General features: G+C 58.2%; 27 protein-coding genes and 1 riboswitch. Of the genes, 19 read left to right on the top strand and 8 right to left on the bottom strand.

Annotated elements, in window-relative coordinates; translation table 11 throughout:
- Position 1: 1 nt before the first annotated feature.
- The 3 genes from JQ845_RS15805 to JQ845_RS15795 all read right to left on the bottom strand — a co-directional run bounded on the left by JQ845_RS15805 (position 2) and on the right by JQ845_RS15795 (position 2,843).
- On the bottom strand, positions 2–586 hold the full coding sequence (locus JQ845_RS15805) for a TMEM165/GDT1 family protein (protein WP_003443736.1): 585 nt from the start codon (positions 584–586) through the stop codon (positions 2–4).
- A 91-nt stretch (positions 587–677) separates the two neighbouring features.
- A riboswitch (yybP-ykoY riboswitch) is annotated at positions 678–799 on the bottom strand.
- Between the two features lie 49 nt (positions 800–848).
- On the bottom strand, positions 849–1,847 hold the full coding sequence (locus JQ845_RS15800; RefSeq protein WP_003443734.1) for a class I SAM-dependent methyltransferase: 999 nt from the start codon (positions 1,845–1,847) through the stop codon (positions 849–851).
- Positions 1,848–1,877: 30 nt separating this feature from the next.
- The gene (locus JQ845_RS15795; RefSeq protein ID WP_003443731.1) at positions 1,878–2,843 is read right to left on the bottom strand and encodes a 2-hydroxyacid dehydrogenase; all 966 of its coding nucleotides are present in this window, start codon (positions 2,841–2,843) and stop codon (positions 1,878–1,880) included.
- An 80-nt stretch (positions 2,844–2,923) separates the two neighbouring features.
- On the opposite strand from JQ845_RS15795, the gene JQ845_RS15790 reads away from it, so the two are divergent.
- The 9 genes from JQ845_RS15790 (at position 2,924) to JQ845_RS15750 (ending at position 11,773) form a co-directional block, all read left to right on the top strand.
- Positions 2,924–3,553 (top strand): LysE family translocator, encoded by a 630-nt coding sequence (locus tag JQ845_RS15790; protein ID WP_003443728.1) that lies wholly within the window; start codon positions 2,924–2,926, stop codon positions 3,551–3,553.
- Positions 3,554–3,732: 179 nt separating this feature from the next.
- Positions 3,733–5,493: a DUF1302 domain-containing protein gene (locus tag JQ845_RS15785; RefSeq protein ID WP_003443726.1), complete on the top strand. Its 1,761-nt coding sequence runs from the start codon at positions 3,733–3,735 to the stop codon at positions 5,491–5,493.
- 185 nt (positions 5,494–5,678) lie between these two features.
- Entirely contained in the window at positions 5,679–6,458 is a 780-nt protein-coding gene (locus JQ845_RS15780; RefSeq protein ID WP_003443724.1) for an ABC transporter substrate-binding protein, read from the top strand.
- A 90-nt stretch (positions 6,459–6,548) separates the two neighbouring features.
- Positions 6,549–7,238: an ABC transporter permease gene (locus JQ845_RS15775; protein WP_010655572.1), complete on the top strand. Its 690-nt coding sequence runs from the start codon at positions 6,549–6,551 to the stop codon at positions 7,236–7,238.
- A 13-nt stretch (positions 7,239–7,251) separates the two neighbouring features.
- Positions 7,252–7,950, top strand: coding sequence for an ABC transporter permease (locus JQ845_RS15770; RefSeq protein ID WP_003443719.1), 699 nt, complete (start codon positions 7,252–7,254; stop codon positions 7,948–7,950).
- Positions 7,951–7,960: 10 nt separating this feature from the next.
- Positions 7,961–9,073 carry a succinylglutamate desuccinylase/aspartoacylase family protein gene (locus tag JQ845_RS15765; protein WP_203009240.1) on the top strand — a complete coding sequence of 371 codons (1,113 nt, stop codon included), beginning with the start codon at positions 7,961–7,963 and terminating at the stop codon, positions 9,071–9,073.
- Between the two features lie 17 nt (positions 9,074–9,090).
- Positions 9,091–9,855, top strand: a complete 765-nt coding sequence (locus JQ845_RS15760) for an ABC transporter ATP-binding protein (RefSeq protein WP_003443714.1) — start codon at positions 9,091–9,093, stop codon at positions 9,853–9,855.
- Between the two features lie 113 nt (positions 9,856–9,968).
- Positions 9,969–10,877 carry a MurR/RpiR family transcriptional regulator gene (locus tag JQ845_RS15755; protein ID WP_003443711.1) on the top strand — a complete coding sequence of 303 codons (909 nt, stop codon included), beginning with the start codon at positions 9,969–9,971 and terminating at the stop codon, positions 10,875–10,877.
- Positions 10,878–11,056: 179 nt separating this feature from the next.
- On the top strand, positions 11,057–11,773 hold the full coding sequence (locus JQ845_RS15750; RefSeq protein WP_003443708.1) for an OmpA family protein: 717 nt from the start codon (positions 11,057–11,059) through the stop codon (positions 11,771–11,773).
- Positions 11,774–11,877: 104 nt separating this feature from the next.
- Here the strand turns inward: JQ845_RS15750 and JQ845_RS15745 are convergent, their stop codons facing one another.
- Positions 11,878–12,312, bottom strand: coding sequence for a Z-ring associated ZapG family protein (locus JQ845_RS15745; protein ID WP_003443705.1), 435 nt, complete (start codon positions 12,310–12,312; stop codon positions 11,878–11,880).
- 139 nt (positions 12,313–12,451) lie between these two features.
- On the opposite strand from JQ845_RS15745, the gene JQ845_RS15740 reads away from it, so the two are divergent.
- The 3 genes from JQ845_RS15740 (at position 12,452) to zapE (ending at position 15,652) form a co-directional block, all read left to right on the top strand.
- Positions 12,452–13,087 carry an alpha/beta hydrolase gene (locus JQ845_RS15740; RefSeq protein WP_203009239.1) on the top strand — a complete coding sequence of 212 codons (636 nt, stop codon included), beginning with the start codon at positions 12,452–12,454 and terminating at the stop codon, positions 13,085–13,087.
- A gap of 24 nt (positions 13,088–13,111) precedes the next feature.
- Positions 13,112–14,467, top strand: a complete 1,356-nt coding sequence (locus tag JQ845_RS15735; RefSeq protein ID WP_010655574.1) for a tryptophan--tRNA ligase — start codon at positions 13,112–13,114, stop codon at positions 14,465–14,467.
- A gap of 90 nt (positions 14,468–14,557) precedes the next feature.
- Positions 14,558–15,652 (top strand): cell division protein ZapE, encoded by a 1,095-nt coding sequence (gene zapE / locus JQ845_RS15730; RefSeq protein ID WP_003443696.1) that lies wholly within the window; start codon positions 14,558–14,560, stop codon positions 15,650–15,652.
- Between the two features lie 100 nt (positions 15,653–15,752).
- Here zapE and JQ845_RS15725 read toward each other — a convergent pair whose 3' ends face one another.
- Together JQ845_RS15725 and JQ845_RS15720 are read right to left on the bottom strand one after the other, a co-directional pair.
- Positions 15,753–16,673, bottom strand: coding sequence for a GlxA family transcriptional regulator (locus JQ845_RS15725; protein ID WP_178105514.1), 921 nt, complete (start codon positions 16,671–16,673; stop codon positions 15,753–15,755).
- A 207-nt stretch (positions 16,674–16,880) separates the two neighbouring features.
- A complete protein-coding gene (locus JQ845_RS15720) occupies positions 16,881–17,921 on the bottom strand; it encodes an NADP(H)-dependent aldo-keto reductase (protein WP_161719048.1) in 1,041 nt (346 codons plus the stop codon).
- 246 nt (positions 17,922–18,167) lie between these two features.
- On the opposite strand from JQ845_RS15720, the gene rplM reads away from it, so the two are divergent.
- The 7 genes from rplM to JQ845_RS15685 all read left to right on the top strand — a co-directional run bounded on the left by rplM (position 18,168) and on the right by JQ845_RS15685 (position 23,082).
- Positions 18,168–18,596, top strand: coding sequence for a 50S ribosomal protein L13 (rplM, locus tag JQ845_RS15715; protein WP_003443674.1), 429 nt, complete (start codon positions 18,168–18,170; stop codon positions 18,594–18,596).
- Positions 18,597–18,610: 14 nt separating this feature from the next.
- Positions 18,611–19,003, top strand: coding sequence for a 30S ribosomal protein S9 (gene rpsI, locus JQ845_RS15710; protein ID WP_003216038.1), 393 nt, complete (start codon positions 18,611–18,613; stop codon positions 19,001–19,003).
- A 253-nt stretch (positions 19,004–19,256) separates the two neighbouring features.
- The gene (petA, locus tag JQ845_RS15705) at positions 19,257–19,856 is read left to right on the top strand and encodes a ubiquinol-cytochrome c reductase iron-sulfur subunit (protein ID WP_003443673.1); all 600 of its coding nucleotides are present in this window, start codon (positions 19,257–19,259) and stop codon (positions 19,854–19,856) included.
- Positions 19,856–21,067 (top strand): cytochrome b, encoded by a 1,212-nt coding sequence (locus JQ845_RS15700; RefSeq protein ID WP_203009238.1) that lies wholly within the window; start codon positions 19,856–19,858, stop codon positions 21,065–21,067. The genes petA and JQ845_RS15700 overlap by 1 nt, the downstream gene beginning before the upstream one ends.
- Entirely contained in the window at positions 21,067–21,846 is a 780-nt protein-coding gene (locus JQ845_RS15695; RefSeq protein WP_003443669.1) for a cytochrome c1, read from the top strand. Before JQ845_RS15700 ends, JQ845_RS15695 begins: the two co-directional genes overlap by 1 nt.
- Before the next feature lie 186 nt (positions 21,847–22,032).
- Positions 22,033–22,650, top strand: coding sequence for a glutathione S-transferase N-terminal domain-containing protein (locus JQ845_RS15690; RefSeq protein WP_010655575.1), 618 nt, complete (start codon positions 22,033–22,035; stop codon positions 22,648–22,650).
- An 18-nt stretch (positions 22,651–22,668) separates the two neighbouring features.
- Entirely contained in the window at positions 22,669–23,082 is a 414-nt protein-coding gene (locus tag JQ845_RS15685; protein ID WP_003443662.1) for a ClpXP protease specificity-enhancing factor, read from the top strand.
- A gap of 60 nt (positions 23,083–23,142) precedes the next feature.
- On the opposite strand, the gene JQ845_RS15680 is transcribed toward JQ845_RS15685, so the two are convergent.
- Both JQ845_RS15680 and JQ845_RS15675 read right to left on the bottom strand, forming a co-directional pair.
- Complete coding sequence (locus JQ845_RS15680) at positions 23,143–23,724, bottom strand: BON domain-containing protein (RefSeq protein WP_003443659.1); 582 nt, start codon at positions 23,722–23,724, stop codon at positions 23,143–23,145.
- Positions 23,721–24,314, bottom strand: a complete 594-nt coding sequence (locus tag JQ845_RS15675) for a phosphoheptose isomerase (protein WP_029612203.1) — start codon at positions 24,312–24,314, stop codon at positions 23,721–23,723. The genes JQ845_RS15680 and JQ845_RS15675 overlap by 4 nt, the downstream gene beginning before the upstream one ends.
- Positions 24,315–24,350 lie beyond the last annotated feature (36 nt).

Below are 24,350 nucleotides of genomic sequence, written 5' to 3'. Positions count from 1 at the left end.
GTTACAGCCAGCCGCTGATCACCATCGCCTTGTACACCGCCACTATGGCCAGCACGAAGAACGCGGTCGCGGCCAGTCGGCGAATCAGGGTCAATGGCAGTTTGTCGGCCGCAAAGTTACCCGCCAGCACCACCGGCACGTTGGCAATCAGCATGCCCAGGGTGGTACCGATAATCACCAGCCACAAATCCGGGTATTGCGCCGCCAGCATCACGGTCGCAACCTGGGTCTTGTCACCCATTTCAGCGATGAAGAATGTAATCAGCGTGGTGATGAAGGGGCCGTATTTGCGGGCTGTACTGGCCTCGTCGTCGTCCATCTTGTCCGGGACCAGAGTCCACAGGGCCGTGGCGGCAAAGCTCGCGGCGAGCACCCAGTGCAACATCACATCGGTGAAGAAGGTGCTGAACCAGGCGCCCACGGCACCGGCTGCCGCATGGTTGGCGAGGGTTGCCACCACGATGCCGGCGATGATCGGCCAGGGTTTGCGAAAGCGTGCGGCGAGAATCAGCGCGAGTAGTTGCGTCTTGTCACCGATTTCGGCCAAGGCAACGATTGCTGTAGGAACGAGTAAGGAATCGAGCATCATCAGGTAGTTTTCCAGGGGCGGGTCGACACGGCTATGACACGTACAGCCTTCCCGCCCCGGGTAAGGTGTTCGTGTCATAGGTCTTGTCAAACCCCGGTCCGTCTGTGCGGACACCTGGGTCGCATGCACCATGGTCTGTTGACCAAGTATGTTGACGCATGCCGGACGAGCGCGAGGCTCGTGGGAGACTACTCCCCTAGGACGGAGCGGATTCTGCCTAGGCAAATCCGATCCGGCAAGCCCTTATTGCGCTTTTCTGTCAGCGGCGTTTGGCGCTGTAAATCCGGAAACCCTGACCTTGCGCCTTGACTGTGCAGTGGCCGAACTGCTCTTCGATCAGCGGCTGGTAGCGCAGGAAGCTATTGGCTACAAGACGAAGTTCGCCACCTGTTTTCAGATGTTTGACTGCTTTTTGCAGCAAGTTTTCTGTGGCGTGGTAATCGGTATGAACCCCGACGTGAAACGGCGGATTGCTCAAAATCGAGTTCAGGCCCATGGGCGCCGCATCAATGCCATCGCCGGTAATGACCTCGGCTTCCAGACCGTTTGCGGCAAGGGTCAGACGACTGCTGGCGGTGGCAAAGGCATCGACATCGAGCAGGGTGACGTTGTTATGCGGGTAGCGGCGCTTGACTGCGGCTCCCAGCACCCCGGCACCGCAGCCGAAGTCCAGCACGTGGCCGCTGGGCAGTTTGTCCAGGTGCTCCAGCAACAGGGCGCTGCCCCGATCCAGGCGGCCATGGCTGAACACACCCGGCAGGCTGACGACTTTCAACGGGCCTTCGGCCAGCGGCAGTTCGTAATGCTGGGCGAGGTCGGCGAGCACCGGTGCGGCCGGGGCGTTGACCACAGTGACTTGCCACAGCTGGCAATGACGCGCGCTGTCGAGCTTGCGCGGCTTGCCAAACGGAACCAGTTGCTTGGATGCGCCTTCGATTCCGCCCTTCTTTTCGCCCACCAGAAATACGTCCGCACCGGGCAGGCGAGCCGCCACGGCGTTGAGCAGATAATCAGCCAGTTCCTTGGACTTGGGCAGAAACACCACGGCGGTGTCGAAGCTGCGCTCAGGCAGCTCGATGCCGAAATGCACCCGTCCTTCAAAGCGCGCATCCAGGGTGGCCTGGTCGCCGGCGTGCCAGCACCAGCCGTGGGCATTTGGCAGTTCGCCGAGCAATTCGTCAGCCGGTAATCCTACCAACAGCAACGAGCCCTGAAAGTATTCAGGCTGACGAAGCAGTACTTCACTGCGCGGATCCATAATCTGCTCCTCAAAAAGGGCCGCAGTCTATCAACTGACGACCCGCAGCGCTGTACCGTTAAAGAATGCTTCGGCGTTTTGCGTCAGTTGGCCGACGATCCGCTGGCGCGCTTCACGACTGCCCCAGGCGCTGTGCGGAGTAATGATCAGGCGCGGGATGTCATGGGCCAGCAGCGGGTTGCCGTCGCGCGGCGGTTCGACGCTCAGTACGTCGGTGGCCGCGCCGCCCAGATGGCCGCTGCGCAGCGCATTGGCCAGGGCCAGTTCATCAATCATGCCGCCGCGGGCAGTGTTGACCACAAAGGCCCCCGGCTTGAGCAGTGCCAGTTCACGGGCGCCGATAAAATTGCGAGTGTGTTCATTGAGCGGGCAGTGAAAGGTCAGGGCGTCGACCTGTGGCAGCAACTCATCCAGTGGCAGCCGGTCGGCTCGGGCCGGACGGCCGGGGATCTGGCCCAGCAAGACGCGCATGCCAAAGGCTTCGGCCAGCCGGGCCACGGCGCTGCCCAGTTCACCGTGACCGAACAGGCCCAGGGTCTTGCCTTCGAGTTCGACAATCGGGAAGTCCAGCAAGCAGAACTGCCTGGCCTGTTGCCACTGGCCCGCAGTCACGGCTTTGTTGTAGTCGACAAGGCGGGTGGCCAGTGCCAGCAACAGCCCCAGAGTGTGCTGGGCCACCGAGGGCGTGCCGTAGCCCTGGCAGTTGGCAACGGTAATGCCGCGGGCGCGTGCGGCTTCAAGGTCAACGTTATTGGTGCCGGTGGCCGCCACCAGAATCAGCTTCAGCTCGGGGCAGGCCGCGAGGGTTCGGGCATTGAGCTGGATTTTATTGCTGATGGCCACGCTGGCGCCTTGCAGACGTTCGATCAGGTTATCGGCGTCGGTGTCCGACCACAGCTGCAACTCGCTGAAACACTGGCGCAGAGGGGCAAGGTCGAGGTCGCCCAGATCCAGTGAGGTGTGATCCAGGAATACTGCGCGCTGAGTGTTCGTCATCAACTGTACCTTTTGTGCTGTCGAGTGAAGGCGTAATGTGGCGAGCCTAACAGAAGAAACAATTTGTAATGGAGCCGTGCATGTACTGGACAGAATTTTTGACCGTTGCCCTGATTCACTTGCTGGCCGTCGCCAGCCCCGGGCCCGACTTTGCTGTGGTGGTGCGTGAAAGCGTGACTCACGGCCGTCGCGCCGGGATGTTTACCGCCTTCGGTGTGGGCACGGCAATTTTCGTCCATGTCGGCTATTCGCTGCTGGGGATCGGGATCATTGTCTCGCAGTCGATTGTGTTGTTTAACGCCCTCAAATGGCTGGCAGCTGCCTACCTGCTGTACATCGGGATCAAGGCATTGCGCGCCAGGCCTGCTGATCCGGCAGCCGTGGCTGCTTCTTTGCCGGTTGGCGAGCGCACTGCGCGCGGAGCCTTCACTTCGGGCTTTGTAACCAATGGCCTGAACCCTAAAGCCACGCTGTTTTTCCTGTCGTTGTTTACCGTGGTCATCAATCCGCATACGCCACTGTCCATTCAGGCCGGGTATGGCGTGTACCTGGCGGTCGCGACCGGACTGTGGTTTTGCATGGTTGCGATGTTGTTCAGCCATCAGCGCGTGCGCACCGGCTTTGCACGCATGGGCCACTGGTTTGATCGCACCATGGGCGCGGTACTGGTCGCCCTGGGTGTGAAGCTTGCGTTCACTGAGATGAATTGATTTTTCGTATCGCTCCATGGGCCCACCCCGGCTAGCGGGAACGCTGCAGGGGCTGGCTTGCCCGCAACGCGAGCCAGCCAGTTGGCCACAGGTTTGGCGTTGCGCCACCGGCGATCTTGTCAATTTCTGGTTTTCCTTCATCCTTGCGGCTCATTGTGCGTGCCCTCGGAGAAGTATCGATGTCCTCAGTCAACCGGTTCTGGCGCCAGGTCAAACTGCCACTGGCAGTCAGCCTTGTCTCGACGCTCGCCGGGCCCGCCTGGGGCGTGAGCTTTAACATAGGCGAGATCGAAGGCCAGATCGATTCCGAACTGTCCATTGGCGCCAGCTGGTCCACGGCCAAGGCCGATCGCAAGCTGATCGGCGCCAACAACGGCGGCAAGGGGCAATCGCAAATCTCGGATGATGGCCGCCTCAACTTCAAGCGCGGCGAAACCTTCTCCAAGATTTTTACCGGCATCCACGGGCTGGAGCTCAAGTACGGCGACAGCGGTGTGTATGTCCGGGGCAAGTATTGGTACGACTTTGAACTGCAGGATGACAGTCGTCCCTTCAAACCAGTCAGCGACAGTGGGCGCAAAGCCTCGGCCCAGTCTGCCGGAGCCCAGTGGCTGGATGCCTACGCCTATCACAACTACGCCATTGCCGATCAGCCCGGGGCCGTGCGCCTGGGCAAACAGGTGGTCAACTGGGGTGAGAGCAGCTTTATCGGTGGCGGGATCAATGCCATCAACCCGACAGATGTCGCGGCGTATCGGCGACCGGGCACTGAATACAAAGACGGCCTGGTGCCGGTCAACCTGTTCTACATTTCGCAAAACCTCACCGACAACCTCTCGGCCCAAGCCTTTTATCAACTGGACTGGGAGCAGTCAGAAACCGATAACTGCGGAACATTCTTCTCCCAGTCCGACGTAACCGCCGACGGTTGTGACGGCAATTATCGAGTGATGAGCAAGCGTTCGGCACTGAATGTGGCGGACCTTTCAGCCCTGACGTCGGCGGGTGTCGATGTGAACGGCGAGGGCGTGCTGGTGCGTCGTGGTGCTGATCGCGATGCGCGCAACAGCGGGCAGTTCGGCGTGGCCATGCACTACGTGTTCGAGCCGCTGGACACCGATTTCGGCGCCTACTTCATGAACTACCACAGCCGCGATCCGATCCTCAGCGGGCGTGCGGCATCGCAGTCGGCCTACGACTCGGCCTCGGCTGCAGGCGCTCTGGCGCCGATGATCGTCGCCGGTAACTCCAGTTACTACGTCGAGTATCCCGAGGATATCCGCCTGTACGGCCTGAGTTTCGCCACCACCTTGTCCACAGGCTCGGCATGGAAAGGTGAACTGAGTTATCGGCCCAATGCGCCTGTACAGCTCAACAGCAATGATCTGCTGTACGCCAATGTGACCCTGTTGCCGGGACTGGCCGCTGCATCGCCGCTGAGCGTTACTCCGGGTGCCGATTCCCAGGGCTATCGGCGCAAGGAGATCACTCAGTTTCAGACCTCTCTGACCCATGTCTTCGACAATGCCATGGGAGCTGACCGGCTGACCTTGATCGGTGAGGTTGGCGTGAGCCACGTGGCCGGTCTCGGCGGCAGTTTGCGCTACGGGCGTGATCCGGTATTTGGTAGCGACGGCAACGACGGCTTCACCACGGCTAATTCATGGGGCTATCGCGCACGTGCCGTGTGGGCCTACAACAACGTGTTTAACAGCCTCAACCTGAAGCCGAATCTGGCCTGGTCCCACGATGTCAGCGGCTATTCGCCGGGCCCCGACAATACCTTTGCCGAAGGGCGCAAGGCAGTGAGCATGGGCATTGATGCCGAGTACCAGAACACCTACACCAGCAGCCTTTCGTACACCAATTTCTTTGGTGGGCGTTACAGCACGGTCAGCGACCGGGACTTTATGACGCTGACGGTGGGGGTAAAGTTTTAAGCCGCAGCTCAGAGCCCGTGGAGAAGGGGGTGGCTGGCGCTTTTTGATATAAATATTTTCACTTTGTTGATTTCTGAAATAATACGTGTCATCTATAGCCGCACACAGTCGACGGACTGATCCTGCGCGCCAGCTTGGATGGCAAGTGTTTCTTCACCCCCGAACGCCCTTCAGGAGTCAATAATTTGAACAAGACAGTACTTCTAGGTGCACTGGCCCTGTGCGCTTTCAGCTTTGTGGCCCGCGCCGATGACGCGCCTCTGCGTATTGGTATCGAAGCGGCCTACCCACCGTTTTCGATGAAAACCCCTGAAGGTGAGATCAGCGGTTTTGACTACGACATTGGCAACGCGCTGTGCGAGGAGATGAAAATCAAATGCACCTGGGTGGTCCAGGAGTTCGACGGCATGATTCCTTCGCTCAAAGTGCGCAAGGTTGATGCGGTGCTGTCTTCCATGTCGATTACCGAAGACCGGCTCAAGTCCGTCGATTTCAGCAAAAAGTACTACCACACCCCCGGCAAGTTCGCGATGAAGGCGGGCACTGTGATCAACGATCCGCTGGTGGATCTCAAGGGCAAACGTGTCGGGGTGCAGCGCTCTTCGACCTATGACCGCTTTGCCACCCAAAAGCTTGAGACGGCCGGGGTCGTGGTGGTGCGCTACTCGACCCAGAGTGAAGCCTTCCTCGATCTGGTCTCGGGCCGTCTGGATGCCACGCTCGCCGACATCATCTACACCGATGAAAGCTTTATCAAAACCCCGCTGGGCCAGGGGTACGCCCTGGTCGGGCCGGATATCAACGACCCTGCCTTCTTCGGCCGGGGCGCAGGCATCGCTGTGCGTAAAGGCGACACGGCCAACGCCGAACGCCTGAATGCCGCCATAGATGCAATCCGCGCCAACGGCAAGTACGAACAAGTGATGACCAAGTACTTCACGTACGACATCTACGGTCAAAGGTAAGTCAACCCGTATCCCTGATGCGGCTCCCCCGGTGGGAGTCGCCGGGGCTTGTCTCGCGCGTTTTTTGGCGCTCGCTTGAGGAACTGCATCATGCTCCACGGCTACGGATCGAGCATTCTCGAGGGTGCCTGGCTGACCGTAAATCTGGCTCTGACCGCCATGGCCCTGGCCATTGTCCTGGGCCTGATTGGCGCGACGCTGCGCTTGTCACCGATCAAGTGGCTGGCACGGCTGGGAGAGGTCTATACCACCCTGATTCGCGGTATTCCGGATCTGGTACTGATTCTGCTGATTTTCTATGGCGGTCAGGACCTGATGAACCGCATCGCTATGGCCCTGGGCTCCACGGACTATATCGATATCAACCCCTTTGTCGCCGGGGTCTGCACCATGGGCTTCATCTTTGGTGCCTATCTCTCGGAAACCTTTCGCGGTGCATTTATGGCCATCCCCAAAGGCCAGATCGAGGCGGGGCTGGCGTATGGCATGGGCAGCGCCCAGGTGTTCTGGCGAATTCTGGTGCCGCAGATGGTCCGTTTCGCACTGCCGGGGTTCACCAATAACTGGCTGGTGCTGACCAAGTCCACTGCGCTGATCTCGGTCATTGGCTTGCAGGACATGATGTTCAAGGCCAAAAGCGCAGCAGATGCGACCCATGAACCCTTTACGTTTTTTCTCGCCGTGGCGGGGCTGTATCTGATGCTGACCAGCGTGTCATTGCTGGTGCTGCGCTTTCTGGGACGACACTACTCGGTCGGCATAAAAGCCGCTGAGTTGTGATTGGGAGCACCTCATGATTCTTGATTACAACCTGATCTGGGAAAACCTGCCGCTGTATTTCGGTGGCGCGCTGATAACCCTCAAGGTACTGCTGATTTCCCTGTTCTTTGGCCTGGTGCTGGCGATTCCGCTGGCGCTGATGCGAGTCTCGCGATCGCCTTTGATCAACTTTCCGGCCTGGCTCTACACCTATGTCATTCGTGGCACGCCGATGCTGGTGCAGCTGTTTCTGATCTATTTCGGGCTGGCGCAGTTTGAAGCCGTGCGCCAGAGCGTGTTTTGGCCATACCTGTCCAGCGCCACCTTTTGTGCGTGCATGGCGTTTGCGATCAATACCAGTGCCTACAGCGCGGAACTGCTGGCGGGCAGTCTGAAGTCCATCCCCTATGGCGAGATCGAAGCGGCCAAAGCCATGGGCATGTCGCGAGTGACTTTGTATCGGCGGATTCTCCTGCCTTCGGCCCTGCGCCGGGTGTTGCCGCAGTACAGCAACGAAGTGCTGATGATGATGCAGACCACGAGCCTGGCGTCGATTGTCACCCTCGTCGATATCACCGGGGCCGCCCGAACGGTCAGTGCACGTTATTACCTGCCGTTTGAAGCGTTCATTACCGCGGCGGTTTTCTATCTGGTGCTGACCTTTATTTTGACCCGTCTGTTCAAGCTGGCCGAGCGCCGCTGGCTGGCGTATCTGGCACCGCGCAAATACTGAGGGGCGTGTTATGGAACACATTAAATACCTGTTGCCGTGGAGTGCCTCGGGCACTGAGCGCCACCTGTCCCTGTTTCGTTTTGGCCAGGGCACGCGCAAGGCCTACATCCAGGCCTCGCTGCACGCGGACGAGCTGCCGGGGATGCGCGTAGCGGTGGAGCTCAAGCGTCGCCTGCTGGAGCTTGAGGGGCAAGGCCGGTTGAACGGGGTGATCGAGCTGGTGCCGATGGCCAACCCCATCGGCATTGCCCAGATGTTTCAGGCGACCCACCAGGGGCGCTTTGAGTTTTCCAGCGGCAAGAATTTCAATCGTGACTTCCCAGTGCTGGCAGACGGCGTGGCTGCGCGGGTGACCGGCCAGTTGGGTGGCGATGCCGAGGCCAACACACTGCTCATCCGCCGGGCCATGCTCGATGTGCTGAGTGAGCAGCCAGCCCCGGCCTCGGAGCTCGATGGCTTGCGTTGCCTGTTGCTGCGCCATGCCTGTGACGCCGATGTGGTACTGGATCTGCACTGTGATTTCGAGTCGATCATGCTGCTGTACGCCTTGCCGCAAAACTGGCCGCGCTTGCGCTCGCTGGCCGCGCGTTTGCGCGCCGGGGTGGCCCTGTTGGCAGAGGATGCGGGGGGCAGTGCGTTTGATGAGGCCTGTGCGCTGCCCTGGTTGCACCTGGCCGAGCGCTTTCCCGAGGCTGAGATTGCCCTGGGCTGTATCGCCACCACCATTGAACTGCGGGGCATGGCGGATACCGAGTCGGGGCCATGCGTGGAGAGTGCGGAGGCGATTCTCGGTTATCTCGCCGAGCAAGGGCTGATCAGCGGTGCATGGCCGGACGCCCCGGTTCACAGCTGTGAGGCCATGCCGTTTGCGGGTGCCCAGTACGCCTATGCACCGCACCCGGGGGTTGTGAGCTTTATCCAGCCGCTGGGGGCGCGGGTCAAGGCGGGCGATCCGCTGTTTGAAGTGATGGACCCGCTGACTGATCGCCACAGTGTGGTGCGCGCCAGTACCGACGGCATCCTCTATGCCCGTGAACGCCTGCGCTTTGCCCAGCCCGGTTTGTGGCTGGCCAAAGTTGCCGGCAATACCCTTATTCGCCAAGGTCGCTTGCTTAGCGACTGATCCCGAGAGTGGATGTCATGTACAAACTTGAAGTTCAGGATTTGCACAAAAGCTACGGCTCCCATGAAGTGCTCAAGGGCGTTTCGTTGCAGGCGAAGGCCGGGGATGTGACCAGTATCATCGGTTCCAGTGGTTCCGGGAAAAGTACGTTCTTGCGGTGCATCAACCTGCTGGAGCAACCCAGCGGCGGCAGTATCGTGCTCGACGGCGAACCGCTCAAACTGATCAGTAGCAGGCGGGGAGGGCTTGAGGCGGCAGATCCGAAACAGTTGCAGCGCATGCGGTCGCGACTGTCGATGGTGTTTCAACATTTCAATCTGTGGTCCCACATGAATGCTCTGGAAAACGTCATGGAGGCCCCGGTGCACGTGCTCGGCATGGGCAAGGGCGAAGCGCGGGACAGGGCCGAGCATTACTTGAACAAGGTCGGCGTGGCGCACCGCATGCGCGCCTGGCCGGCCCATATGTCCGGCGGTGAACAGCAGCGTGTGGCGATTGCCCGGGCCCTGGCCATGGAGCCGGAAGTGATGCTGTTCGACGAGCCGACTTCGGCCCTGGATCCTGAGTTGGTGGGGGACGTGCTCAAAGTGATGCAGGATCTGGCGCAGGAGGGGCGGACCATGGTGGTGGTCACTCACGAAATGGGCTTTGCCCGTGAGGTTTCCAACCAGCTTGTGTTCCTTCATCAGGGTGTGGTTGAAGAGCGTGGCGACCCGCGCAAGGTGCTGGCCAATCCTCAGTCTGAACGCCTGCAGCAGTTTCTTTGCGGCAGTTTGAAATAGCCGGCGACCGCTTCGGATACACTTCGGGGCGTCACAAGCCGACGCAGTGTCTACTGCACGGACCGGCTTTGGGCGCCGCCCCTTTTTTATCCACAGGGAATGTTGAGCCGGATATGCCAAGCCCATCCAAAGACACCACGATTTATGCCGCCGCGGTCATGCGCAAGCTGGCAGAGATCGTGCCCGAGTTGCAGCCTTCATTGCGCAAGGTTGCCGATTTTATCCTGCGTCATCCGCTGCGTGCCGCGACCCTGACGATTGAGGAAATGGCCCACGAGACCAGCACCTCGCCAGCGGCGGTCAATCGCCTGGCCAAAGCCCTGAATCTGGGCGGGTACAGCGGCATGAAGGCCGAGCTGGTGGCAACACTGCAACAAGTGGTGTCTCCGGTGGACAAGCTGCGTAACGAACTGGCCCATCGTCCGGACGGGGCGTTTGGCCTGCATGAACAAATTCAAAGTGCCAGCAGCAACCTGGCCACGGCCGCGACCAGCAATCATCCGGACACCTTTGAAGCCTTTGTGAATCACCTGGTCAAGGCGCGCAAGATTTACATCCTGGGCTTCGGTAACAGTGTCTATTTCGCGGGCCTGGCGGCCTCGACCCTGATTCCGTTTTGTGCCGATGCCACGGCTATCAGCATGGAAGGCGGTAACGAAAACGCCGCCTATCGACTGGCTGCGATCACTGATCAGGACGTTTTACTGGCGATCTCTCTGCCGCGGTATTCCATCGACACCCTGCAACTTTCCCGCTTCGCCAGCGAGCGCGGTGCCACGGTGCTGGCCATTACCGACTCACCTGCCTCGCCTCTGAGCAGCATTGCCCGGCATGTGCTGTTTGCCCCGGCTGACCATCCGGTGCTGACCAGCTCCAGCATCGCAGTACTTGCCTTGATCGAAGGACTGGTGGCGGGCGTCATGGCGCGGAACAAGGAGGCGGTCAAACTGGCGACAGAGCTGACAGAGAGTGTCATGTCTTACCTGCATATTCCTGTGGGCAGTAAATTGACTAAAAAGTAATCAGCGATGCCGGTGCGGGCGGGGCATATCTATTTGTGGGCAGGCGATCGGACGACTATCGTTTATGGAACACGAATATTGGCGGCCTGAGGAATTTTTACCGCTGGTCGCGTTCCAACGCCCACAGAGGTCTAATGCCAACGACCTTTGCCTCCAGAAAGACTGACAGGAGCTTCACCATGTTCACCTCGCGTCGTTTGATTATTGCCGCAAGTGCTATCGCCTTGCTGGCAGGCTGCGCCTCGCCCAACCCATATGACAATCAAGGCCAGGCCTCTTCGGGCATGAGCAAAACCGCTACCTATGGTGGTCTTGGGGCGTTGGCCGGTGCCGTTGCCGGTGCTGCCATCGACCATAACAACCGTGGCAAGGGTGCATTGATCGGTGCCGCAGTGGCAGGTCTGGGGGCCGCAGGTTACGGCTACTACGCAGACAAGCAGGAAGCTGCGTTGCGCGCGAGTACGGCCAACACCGGGATTGAAGTTCAGCGTCAGGGCGACAACATCACCCTGGTGATGCCGGGCAACATTACGTTTGCCACCAGCTCGGCGAACATTGCTCCCAGCTTCTATCAGCCGTTGAACAACCTGGCGAACTCGCTGAAGCAGTTCAACAACCAGAACCTGATTCAGATCGTCGGCTATACGGACAGCACCGGGAACTACAACTACAACATGCAGTTGTCCCAGCAGCGTGCGCAAAGCGTGGCGACCTATCTGACGTCCCAGGGTGTCAGCGGTCAGTACCTGTCGGTCAGCGGTAAAGGCCCGGCCGACCCGATTGCCAGTAACGCCACGCCTGATGGCCGTGCTCAGAACCGCCGCGTGCAGATCACCCTGGCACCGATTCCGGGCGTGAACTACCAGCAGCAGGGGCAAGTTCAGCAGTACCCGTAAGACCCAGCTCTTGCAGGTGCCGCAGGCATTTGCTGGCAGCATAAAAAAAGCCCCGTGATCCTTACCGGTCACGGGGCTTTTTGTTGAGCGCTTTACCGGATGAATTACTTCTTCAGGCCGTAATGCTCATCGAGCATGCCGGGGGCGTTCGGGGTTTTTGGCGCGTAGTCCAATGGCGGCTCAGTGCTGTGCGGCGGGGTGATGCGCTCGCGATGCGGTTGAGGGACATCAGAGTGCAGAGCGGCCAGCAGACGTTGGCGAGTTTGCTCGTCCAGGGCCAAACGGTTGGCGCCCTCGGCGAGGTGGTCTTGTACGTCCTGGTAGCTCTGAGTGAGTTTTTTCACCAGATTGGCGGTGCTGTTGAAGTGGGTAACCACTTCACTTTGATAACTGTCAAAACGTTTCTGAATGTCGTCCAGCTGACGCTGCGTGCTGTTAGGCGCGGCATTAGGCAGCAGACGCGCGATCAGAAAACCAATGGCGACACCTGCAACCAGGGCTAGAGTCGGCAATAACCAAATCAAGAGCGAGTGTTCCACGAGTCCTTCCTCTATAAACGGCTTTGCTTTACGTTAACGGCTCGGACCTGCGCTGTATACCGCGATGCACTCGCAAATATGCCAGACAGAATCTATCAGCTAGACGAGTCGACCCAGTTTGAGGTCACGGAGTTCCTTCTTGCTTACCCGCGAAACCCCTGTAGTAATTGATGGCCCTGTGGGCCAACTGGAAGCCTTGTACCTCGATTTGCCTGAGCCAAAAGGCCTGGCGCTACTGTGTCACCCCAACCCGGTTCAGGGTGGGACGATGATGAATAAAGTGGTTTCGACCCTGCAACGTACCGCCCGTGATGCTGGCCTGATTACATTGCGATTTAATTATCGCGGTACGGGAGCCAGCGAAGGCAGCCATGACATGGGCAGCGGCGAAGTCGACGATGCGCTGGCGGTTGCCCTCTGGTTGCGCGCCCGGCACCCGGAACTGCCGATCACCTTGCTCGGTTTCTCGTTTGGCGGTTTTGTGGCAGCCAGCCTGGGCGGTCGCCTTGAAGCCCGGGGCGAGAAACTGTCGCGCCTGTTCATGGTGGCCCCGGCGGTGATGCGTTTGCGCGCCGAAGACGATTTGCCCCAAGCCTGTGCGGTGACCGTAATTCAGCCCGAAACCGATGAAGTGATCGACCCGCAACTGGTCTATGACTGGTCAAACGCGCTGTCACGCCCCCATGAGCTGCTTAAAGTGGCAGAATGCGGGCACTTTTTTCACGGCAAGCTGCCTGAGCTCAAAGAGTTGGTAGCGCCACGCCTTTCGAATTGATTGCAGCCTGATAAGCGATTACCCATGACCACTCGTACCCGTATTCTCACCGGTATCACCACCACCGGCACGCCGCACCTGGGCAACTATGCCGGGGCTATTCGCCCTGCAATCGTGGCCAGTCTGGACAGTAATGCCGACTCGTTTTACTTCCTGGCTGACTACCATGCCCTGATCAAATGCGATGACCCGCAGCGCATTCAGCGCTCGCGTCAGGAAATCGCTGCGACCTGGCTGGCGGCAGGGCTGGATGTCGAGCGTGTGACCTTCTATCGCCAGTCAGATATCCCGGAAATCCCGGAGCTGACCTGGTTGCTGACCTGCGTAGCGTCCAAGGGCTTGCTCAACCGTGCTCACGCTTACAAGGCTTCGGTCGACAAGAACCTGGAAAACGGCGAGGACCCGGATGCGGGCATCACCATGGGGCTGTTCAGCTACCCGGTGCTGATGGCTGCAGACATCCTGATGTTCAACGCCAACAAGGTGCCGGTCGGTCGCGACCAGATCCAGCACGTTGAAATGGCCCGTGATATTGGCCAGCGCTTCAATCACCTGTTCGGCCATGGCAAAGATTTTTTCGCCATGCCGGAAGCGATAATTGAAGAAAGCGTTGCCACCTTGCCGGGTCTTGACGGGCGCAAGATGTCGAAAAGCTATGACAACACCATTCCGTTGTTTAGTAGCGCCAAAGACATGAAAAGCGCGATTTCGCGGATCGTCACCGACTCCCGTGCGCCGGGCGAAGCCAAGGACCCGGACAATTCGCACCTGTTCACTCTGTATCAAGCCTTCTCTACGCCTGAGCAGTGCGCAGAGTTCCGTGGCGAGTTGTTGCAGGGCCTGGGCTGGGGCGAAGCCAAAGAGCGTCTGTTCAAGCTGCTGGACGCCGACCTGGGCGAGTCCCGCGAGCGTTATCACGAACTGATGTCGCGCCCGTCCGATATGGAAGACATCCTTCTGGCCGGAGCCCAGAAAGCCCGCAAAACCGCGACCCCGTTTCTGGCGCAGTTGCGTGAGGCGGTTGGCCTGCGCTCGTTTGTCGGCGCTGCCCAGACGGCCACGACCAGCAAGAAGAAAGCCACCAAGGGCCCGCGCTTCGTCAGCTTCCGCGATGAAGACGGCAGCTTCCGTTTCCGCCTGCTGGCAGCCGATGGCGAGCAACTGCTGTTGTCGCGCAACTTTGCGGATGGCAAAACCGCAGGTCAGGTGAGCAAACAGCTGCAAGCGGGGGGCGTGCTCGATATTCGTCCTCAGGACCTGAGCTTCAGCGTCTGGCTGGATGACGGGTGCGTCGCCGACAGCCCGGCATTCGCCGATAGTGCGACCCGTGACGCGGCAATCGAAGCCTTGCGTGTGGCGCTGGTGCCTGCGCAGGATTAAAAAGTGCGGCGTTTCGACTCAGGGTTGATTGCCATTCCCAAGGGCCGTCGCTACAGTGGCGGCCCGTTTTTGTTGCCTTGCTAACGAATTATGACGCCTCTAGAACGATATCAAGCTGATCTGAAACGCCCGGACTTCTTCCACGATGCCGCGCAGGAAAACGCTGTGCGCCATCTGCAGCGTCTGTATGACGACCTGGTTGCCTCTTCGCAGAGCAAGCCGGGCCTGTTCGGCAAGCTGTTCGGCAAAAAAGAACAGGCTCCGGTCAAGGGGCTGTATTTCTGGGGCGGTGTGGGCCGGGGTAAAACTTACCTGGTCGATACGTTCTTTGATGCGCTGCCGTTCAAACAGAAGGTGCGTACCCACTTTCACCGTTTCATGAAGCGTGTGCATGAAGAAATGCGCACCCTCAATGGTGAAAAGAACCCGCTGACCATCATCGCCAGGCGATTCGCCGATGAAGCGCGGGTGATCTGCTTTGACGAGTTTTTTGTATCGGACATTACCGATGCCATGATCCTCGGCACCCTGATGGAAGAGTTGTTCAAAAATGGCGTGACCCTGGTCGCGACCTCGAACATCGTGCCGGACGGTCTGTACAAGGACGGTCTGCAGCGGGCGCGCTTCCTGCCGGCGATTGCGCTGATCAAGCAGAACACCGATATCGTCAACGTCGACAGCGGCGTCGATTATCGTCTGCGCCACCTGGAGCAGGCCGAGCTTTACCATTTCCCGCTGGATGAGGCTTCCGAGAAGTGCCTGCGCGAGAGTTTTAAAGCGTTGACGCATAACTCTTCCAAGGTGATCGAGAATGACGATCTGGTTATCGAGAACCGGACCATTCGCGCGCTGCGTACCTGTGATGATGTGGCCTGGTTTGATTTCCGCGAGCTGTGCGATGGCCCGCGTAGCCAGAACGATTACATCGAACTGGGCAAGATTTTCAATGCGGTGATCATCAGCGGTGTGGAGCAGATGGACGTCAAGACTGACGACATCGCGCGACGCTTTATCAACATGGTCGATGAGTTCTATGACCGGGGCGTAAAGCTGATCATCTCGGCTGAAGTCGAGCTTAAAGATCTGTACAAGGGCGGGCGCCTGAACTTCGAGTTCCAGCGCACCCTGAGCCGCCTGCTTGAGATGCAGTCCCATGAATACCTGACGCGGGCGCACAAGCCATAGTCGAACGCTGTATCAAAAAAGGCCTGCATTGCAGGCCTTTTTTATATCTCGCGATCCATGCAGGAGTCGGACTTGCAGCCACAGAGCGCCTGGTTGAAGGTCAGGCGGCCTGCTGGAACTGCTGGCGGTATTGATTGGGCGACAGTTCGGTGTGCTGCCTGAACAGCCGTGCAAAGAAGCTGGCGTCGTCGTAGCCCACGTCGTAGCTGATGGTCTTGATGCTCTTGCGGGAGGCCGAGAGCAGGCCCTTGGCGGTCTCTATGCGCAGGCGTTGCAGGTAGTGCAAGGGTTTGTCGCCTGTTGCCATCTGAAAGCGGCGCATAAAGTTGCGGATGCTCATGCCGTGTTCGCGGGCTACGTCTTCAAAGCGGAACTTGTCCGCAAAATGCTCTTCGAGCCAGTGCTGGATTTGCAGGATTATCACGTCCTGATGCAGCTTTTGCCCGCCAAAACCGATACGCCCGGGGGTGTAGTTGCGCTGCACTTCGTAGAGGATGTCGCGGGCCACGGCCTGGGCGATGTTGGCGCCGCAGAAGCGCTCGATCAGATAAATATAGAGGTCGCAGGCTGAGGTCGGGCCGCCGGTGCAGTAGAGGTTGTCGGCATCGGTCAGGTGTTTGTCCTGGTTCAGGTTCACCCGTGGGAAACGTTCGGCGAAGGTGCTGAAAAAACGCCAGTAGGTGGTGGCTTCCTTGCCGTCCAGCAGCCCGGCTTCGGCCAGCCAGAACGCGCCATTGGCTTCTGCGCAGAGAACGGCACCGCGGGCATGTTGTGCGCGTAGCCAGGGCAGGATCTGCGGGTAGCGTTGGCACAGGGTGTCAAAGTCGTCCCAGAAGGCCGGGAGGATGATGATGTCAGTGTCTTCCAGTGCGCCATCGACCGGCAGTACCACGTCGCTGAAGCTGGTGACAGGTTTGCCGTCGGGACTGACCAGTCGGGTTTCGAAGCTGGCGTTGAGGCCCTGGCCCAGTTGTTTGCCATGGCGCAGGCTGGCGAGGTGAAAGAAATCCTTGGCTTGCATCAGGGTCGAGGCAAATACCCGATCGATGGCCAGAATGCTGACGCGCCGCAGGGGCGTGGAGAGATGGTTAGACATGATTTGATTATTCTTATAGGTGAAATTGGTCAACTTACGGCTGGATCGTCTTATTTTTTATCCTGTATGTCTAGGGGGAAGGGGCAGAGGCTAATTCCGTAGCAGCCAAAGGCTGCTACGGAGGCGGGATAGCTAGGGTGCCGGGTTCGGCTGGTCCCTGTGGATGGCTTCAATGCCGGCGAGGACTTCATCCGACAGTTTCAGGTCGAAGCTGCCAATGTTGCTGGCAAGTTGCTCCATCGTCGTCGCGCCGATGATGTTGCTGGTGACGAAGGGCTGTTGCGTGACATAGGCCAGCGCCATTTGCGCCGGGTCCAGGCCGTGTTCGCGAGCCAGGGCCACGTAACGTTCGCTGGCAGCCACTGCCTGCGGGTTTGAATAGCGCGAGAAGCGGCTGTAGAGGGTCAGGCGGCCTTTTGCAGGTTGGGCGCCGCCGTTGTACTTGCCAGAGAGCATGCCGAACGCCAGGGGCGAATAGGCGAGCAGGCCGCATTGTTCGCGAATGGCAATTTCAGCCAGGCCGACTTCAAAACTGCGGTTAAGCAGGTTGTAGGGGTTCTGGATCGAAACGGCGCGCGGCCAGCCACGGCTTTCAGCCAGTTGCAGGAATTTCATGGTGGCCCAGGGTGTTTCGTTGGACAGGCCGATATGGCGAATTTTGCCGGCCCTGACTTGTTCGTCCAGGGCTTCGAGGGTTTCTTCAAGGGGGGTAAAGTCTTCATCGGCGTTGTGCTTGTAGCCCAGTTGCCCGAAAAAGTTGGTGCTGCGCTCTGGCCAATGCAGCTGGTAGAGGTCGATCCAGTCGGTTTGCAGGCGTTCAAGGCTGGCATCCAGTGCCTGGACGATATGATTGCGGTTGTGTTTGAGCTGGCCGTCGCGAATGTAGTCGATGCCATTGCCGGGGCCGGCGATCTTGCTGGCCAGGATCCAGTCGGCCCGATCACCTCGGGTCTTGAACCAGTTGCCGATGTAACGCTCGGTGCTGGCGTAGGTTTCTGCTTTGGGTGGCACCGGATACATTTCGGCGGTGTCGATGAAATTGATCCCGGCGTTTTTCGCGTAATCGATTTGTGCGAAGGCTTCATCCTGGGTGTTTTGCTCGCCCCAGGTCATGGTTCCGAGGGCAATGGCGCTGACTTGCAGATTGGTGCGGCCTAGCTGGCGATAGTCCATCAGTGACTCCTTCGGGTAAAGAATCATAAAAGCAGGTTGTATTTTTTTTCGCAATCTGGATAATTGCCGACCTCTTTCTGCGGTGGAAGTGATGCGCCGCCTGCCGAAGAATCTTGCCGTTGAACGGACGCGCTGACCCGAGCCCCCGATAGCGTCTGTATCCGGCTGCCTTTGACTTGTCAAAGTACGCACTATTCAGTAAGATCCGCCGTCTAATTTACAGGGCGGCCCCTGAGGCTATAAAGAATGAAAACTTTTACTGCTAAACCGGAAACAGTTACGCGCGACTGGTTTGTCGTCGACGCTGCTGGCCAGACACTGGGTCGTCTGGCCACCGAAATCGCGAGCCGTCTGCGTGGCAAGCACAAGCCTGAATACACTCCGCACGTTGACACCGGTGACTACATCGTTGTTATCAATGCCGAGCAGATTCGTGTCACTGGTGCTAAAACCACTGACAAAATGTACTACTCTCACTCCGGTTTCCCGGGCGGGATTAAGTCGATCAACTTCGAAAAGCTGATCGCCAAAGCTCCTGAACGCGTGATCGAGACCGCGGTTAAAGGCATGCTGCCTAAAAACCCGCTGGGTCGCGACATGTACCGTAAGCTGAAAGTATATGCGGGCGCTGCTCACCCTCATACTGCTCAGCAGCCCCAAGAACTGAAGTTTTAACGGAATAGTTCATTATGTCGGCGACTCAAAACTACGGCACTGGCCGTCGTAAAACCGCAACTGCACGCGTTTTCCTGCGTCCAGGTACCGGTAACATCTCGATCAACAACCGCACTCTGGAGAATTTCTTCGGTCGCGAAACTGCCCGCATGGTAGTTCGTCAGCCGTTGGAACTGACTGAGACTGTCGAGAAATTCGATATCTACGTCACCGTGATCGGTGGTGGTGTAAGTGGTCAGGCTGGCGCAATCCGCCACGGTATCACTCGCGCACTGATGCAGTACGACGAAACTCTGCGTGGCGCTCTGCGCAAAGCAGGCTTCGTAACTCGCGATGCTCGTGAAGTTGAACGTAAGAAAGTCGGTCTGCGTAAAGCGCGTAAGCGTCCGCAGTACTCGAAGCGTTAATTCGCAGCTTCGTTCAAAAAAGCCCAGTCTCCTTAGGAGCTGGGCTTTTTTTATGGGTGATGAATTGTTGGTGTGACAACTTGCCACATTCAGCAAATGCCTATACTACAAGGCCTGTAGCCGACCCAGAGCGGTAATTACCTTGTCAGAGTAGGGGCTTTTCATTACCATTCTGCAAAATTTTTATAAGTTCAGATTTTTACTTAGTAGATGCCTGATTTAACAGGCCACAAAGCTGATGGGAGAGGACTGAATGAGCAATGACGGCGTAAATGTCGGCCGGCGTCGCTTCCTCGTAGCAGCCACATCCGTGGTGGGTGCTGCAGGAGCGGTGGGGGCGGCGGTCCCGTTCGTGGGGTCGTGGTTTCCCAGTGCCAAGGCGAAAGCCGCAGGCGCACCGGTGAAAGTGAATATTGCAAAGATTGAGCCAGGGCAGCAGATGATTGCTGAATGGCGTGGTCAGCCAGTATTCATTGTCCGCCGCACTGAGGAGATCCTGGCAAATCTCAAGAAGATTGAAGGGCAGCTCGCTGATCCCGAATCCAATCAATCCGATCAACCTGAAAACTCAAAAAACGAGTGGCGATCCATCAAGCCAGAAGTTTTGGTGTTGATCGGAATTTGCACTCACTTGGGTTGTTCGCCGACTTTCCGCCCCGAGGTCGCTCCTGCTGACCTGGGCAAGGATTGGGTAGGGGGTTATTTCTGCCCTTGCCATGGTTCCCACTATGACCTGGCCGGCCGCGTCTACAAGTCGCAACCTGCTCCATTGAACCTGCCAGTACCGCCTTACTACTATGTTGAGGGCAGTGACAATGTGATTGTCGTTGGCCTTGAAGGGGAGAGCGCGTAATGAGCAAGTTCATGGACTGGATTGATGCCCGCTTCCCCGCGACTAAAATGTGGGAAGAACATCTCAGCAAGTACTACGCCCCGAAGAACTTCAACTTCTTCTATTTCTTCGGTTCTCTCGCATTGCTCGTTCTGGTTAATCAGATTGTCACCGGTGTGTGGCTGACGATGAGCTACACGCCGTCGGCAGAAGAAGCTTTTGCTTCTGTCGAATACATCATGCGTGACGTCGAATACGGTTCCATCCTGCGCTATCTGCACTCAACGGGTGCGTCGGCGTTCTTTGTGGTGGTCTACCTGCACATGTTCCGTGGCCTGCTCTACGGCTCCTATCAGAAGCCGCGGGAGCTGGTCTGGCTGTTCGGTATGATGATCTATCTGGCCCTGATGGCAGAGGCCTTCATGGGCTATCTGTTGCCTTGGGGGCAGATGTCCTACTGGGGTGCCCAGGTGATCATCTCGCTGTTCGGTGCGATTCCGGTTATCGGTAACGACCTGACACAGTGGATTCGCGGTGACTACCTGATCTCCGGCATTACCCTGAACCGCTTCTTTGCCTTGCACGTTGTGGCCTTGCCTATCGTGATTCTGGGGCTGGTGGTGCTGCACGTTCTGGCCTTGCATGAAGTCGGCTCGAACAACCCTGACGGCGTGGACATCAAAAAGCATAAAGACGAAAACGGCGTACCGCTGGATGGCATTCCCTTCCATCCGTACTACACCGTGAAGGATATCGTCGGCGTAGTGGTGTTCCTGTTTATCTTCTGTTCGATTGTGTTTTTCTTCCCGGAAATGGGTGGCTACTTCCTGGAAAAACCGAACTTTGAACAGGCTAACGCCTTTAAAACGCCGGAGCACATTGCGCCTGTCTGGTACTTCACGCCGTTCTACGCGATCTTGCGTGCAATCCCGGACAAGTTGCTTGGCGTCATCGCCATGGGGGCTGCGATTGCCATGCTGTTCGTATTGCCATGGCTTGACCGTAGCCCGGTCAAATCCATGCGCTACAAGGGCTGGCTGAGCAAAATCTGGCTCTGGGTGTTTTGCATCTCGTTCGTGATTCTGGGCGTGCTGGGTGTATTGGCGCCGACGCCGGGTCGTACGTTGCTGTCGCAGGTCTGTACGTTCCTGTACTTCGCCTACTTCATTCTGATGCCGTTCTACACCAGGCTTGAGAAGACCAAACCGGTTCCGGAAAGGGTGACTGGCTGATGAAAAAGCTATTTGCTGTATTGATGCTTGCGGTGATGCCTGTGCTGTCCTTTGCGGCGGAGCAGGGCGTTCAGCTCGACAAGGTCGACATCGATGTTTCTGACAAGGCAGCCATGCAGGACGGCGCACGTACGTTCGCCAACTACTGCATGGGTTGTCACAGTGCCAAGTTCCAGCGTTACGAGCGTGTAGCCGATGACCTGGGGATTCCCCATGAGCTCATGCTCGAGAATCTGGTGTTCACCGGGGCCAAAATCGGCGACCACATGAACATCGGCATGCAGCCGGAAGACGCCAAGGCCTGGTTCGGTGCTGCACCGCCAGACTTGACCCTGGTGGCGCGTGTGCGTGGTACTGACTGGCTGTATAGCTACCTGCGGTCTTTCTATGAAGACCCGTCACGGCCATGGGGTGTAAACAACAAAGTCTTCCCGAATGTGGGGATGCCGAACGTTCTGGCACCGTTGCAAGGTCGTCAGGTGGTAGGCTGCAAGCAAGTTCAGATCGTCGAAGACGGCAAGAAGCAGTATGATCCGCTCACTGGCACGCCTTTGACACATGAAGCATGCGACCAGCTGACAGTTTTGCCTAAAACCGGCACGCTGACTGAAGAGCAGTTCGATGAGAAGATCAAGAACCTTGTGACCTTCCTGGCCTATTCGGCCAACCCGGTGAAGCTGGAGCATCAGCGCATCGGTACCTACGTACTGCTCTATCTGGCCTTCTTCTTCGTATTCGCTTATCTGCTCAAGCGCGAATACTGGAAAGATGTGCACTGATATCGTTACACGCATCGCTGTTAATCGTGCGCGCCCGAGGGTGTCTCTGAAAAGGTAACAGTGCAGGATGAGTGGCGGGCAAGGTCGCAAGGCCTTGCCCGCCCGGGTTCTGCGGTTGCCGGAGACGTTCCTTGGGCGCGTTCGTTTTTCCGCTCCTGATAATTTCAACAAGCGAGGAGGACCGCCATGGGCGTGACCAATCGGTTGGCCTGTTACTCCGACCCCGCCGACCACTATTCCCATCGAGTACGTATCGTGCTCGCCGAGAAAGGTGTCAGCGCCGAGATCATCAGTGTGGAGGCGGGCCGTCAGCCGCCGAAGCTGATCGAAGTGAACCCCTACGGCAGCCTGCCAACCCTGGTCGATCGTGACCTGGCGTTGTGGGAGTCGACTGTGGTGATGGAATATCTGGATGAGCGTTATCCGCATCCGCCGCTGTTGCCGGTTTATCCGGTGGCGCGGGCCAATAGCCGTCTGCTGATTCATCGCATCCAGCGCGACTGGTGTGTGCTGGTGGACCTGATTCTCGATTCGCGTACCAAGGAGCCGGCTCGGGTCCAGGCGCGTAAAGAGCTGCGTGAGAGTCTGACAGGCGTGTCTGCATTGTTTGCAGACAAACCTTTTTTCCTCAGTACAGAGCTAAGTCTGGTCGACTGCTGTCTATTGCCGATACTCTGGCGCTTGCCCATTTTGGGTATTGAATTGCCGCGGCCGGCCAAGCCGCTGCTTGACTATATGGAGCGCCAGTTTGCGCGTGAGACCTTCCGGGCAAGTTTGTCTGGTGTCGAACGCGACATGCGCTAAGGCTTTAGGAGCCCCTTGATGAATTCAAGTCGACCTTATCTGGTGCGTGCGCTCTATGAGTGGATTGTTGATAACGATTGCACTCCGCACATGCTGGTTAACTCTGACTACCCGAAGGTGCAAGTGCCCCAGGGTTTTGCCAGTGACGGGCAGATTGTCCTGAATGTTTCGCCAACCGCCGTGCGTCAATTGCACATGGACAACGAAGCAGTGAGCTTTGAAGGGCGTTTTGGTGGTGTGCCGCACACGTTGTACGTGCCTATTGCGGCCATTCTGGGGGTTTACGCCCGTGAGAATGGTCAGGGTATGGTGTTTGACCTGGAAGAGCCTATGGACGGCGATGACGAGGTTGAGCCGGATGACGATGGGCCGCCGCCAGGTACTGAGCCGCCAAGACCTACGGGTCGGCCTAGCCTGAAAGTGGTCAAGTAACAAAAAAAGGCGACCTGCAAGGGTCGCCTTTTTTGTGTCCGGGCTGCAGGAGCGAGCTTGTCAGTCGATGTACTCAAACAGCTTCACGATTTTCTGTACGCCGGAAACACTTTGCACCAGATTGGTTGCGCGGGTGGCTTCCTGTTTGGTCACCAGGCCCAGCATGTAGACAATGCCGTTCTCGGTAACGATTTTGATCCGTGAGCCCGGGATCTGGCTGTCGGTCAGCATCTGGGTCTTGATCTTGGTGGTCAGCCAGGCGTCGTTGTTGCGGGCGAGGATCGAGGACGGAGCCATGACCTGCAACTCATTGTTGACCTTCTTCACCCGTTGAACCGCGGCGGCAGCCTGCTCGGCCTGGGCCTTGAGCTCGGCGCGGGGAGTCTGGCCGGCCAGTAATACGATGCCGTTGTAGCTGGTGACGACGATATGCGAGCCGGTGTCCAGGTCGGGGCTGGCTTTGGCCACGTTCACGGCGACCTTGGTTTCAATCAGCGAGTCATCGATCTTGCTGCCGAAAGTGCGGGTGCCGCGATCATCTTCAATAGGCGTATCGCGGGTAGCTGTCAGCACCGAGCTGCAGCCGGCAGTCAGGCCCAGGCACAGAGTCAGTGCCACAAGGCTAAGGCGTTTAAAGGTCATTCTTCACTCCCGAACAGTTGGCTGTCGATCAGGTCGCACAAGCAGTGGATCGCCAGCAGATGGACTTCTTGAATACGTGCAGTGACATTGGACGGGACGCGAATCTCCACGTCCTCGGGCAGCAGCAGCGAGGCCATGCCGCCGCCGTCGCGGCCAGTCATGGCAACCACGATCATTTCGCGGTCGTGGGCCGCCTGGATTGCCTGGATGATGTTGGCCGAGTTGCCGCTGGTGGAAATGGCCAGCAATACATCCCCGGGCTGGCCAAGGGCGCGAATCTGCTTGGAGAAAATCTCGTTGAAGCTGTAGTCATTGGCGATCGAGGTGATCGTCGAGGTGTCGGTGGTGAGTGCAATGGCGGGCAAGCTGGGGCGCTCGCGCTCAAAGCGATTGAGCAGCTCGGATGAAAAGTGCTGGGCATCGCCTGCCGAGCCGCCGTTACCGCACGAAAGCATTTTTCCTTCATTGAGCAGGGCATTGACCATCACTTGGCTGGCTTGCTCGATGTGGGGTGCAAGAACGTCCATCGCCTGCTGCTTGGTGTCGATGCTGGCCTGAAAAAGCTGGCGAATCCGGGATTGCATGTCCATCTATGTGACCTTAAGTAGGGCGGCTGGTCGAGCGTG

It is taken from the genome of Pseudomonas paraversuta, assembly GCF_904063065.1.
Classification (GTDB): Bacteria; Pseudomonadota; Gammaproteobacteria; order Pseudomonadales; family Pseudomonadaceae; genus Aquipseudomonas; species Aquipseudomonas paraversuta.
The sequence above is the reverse complement of the archived record's forward strand: the minus strand, read 5'-3'. Positions and strand labels throughout refer to the sequence as shown.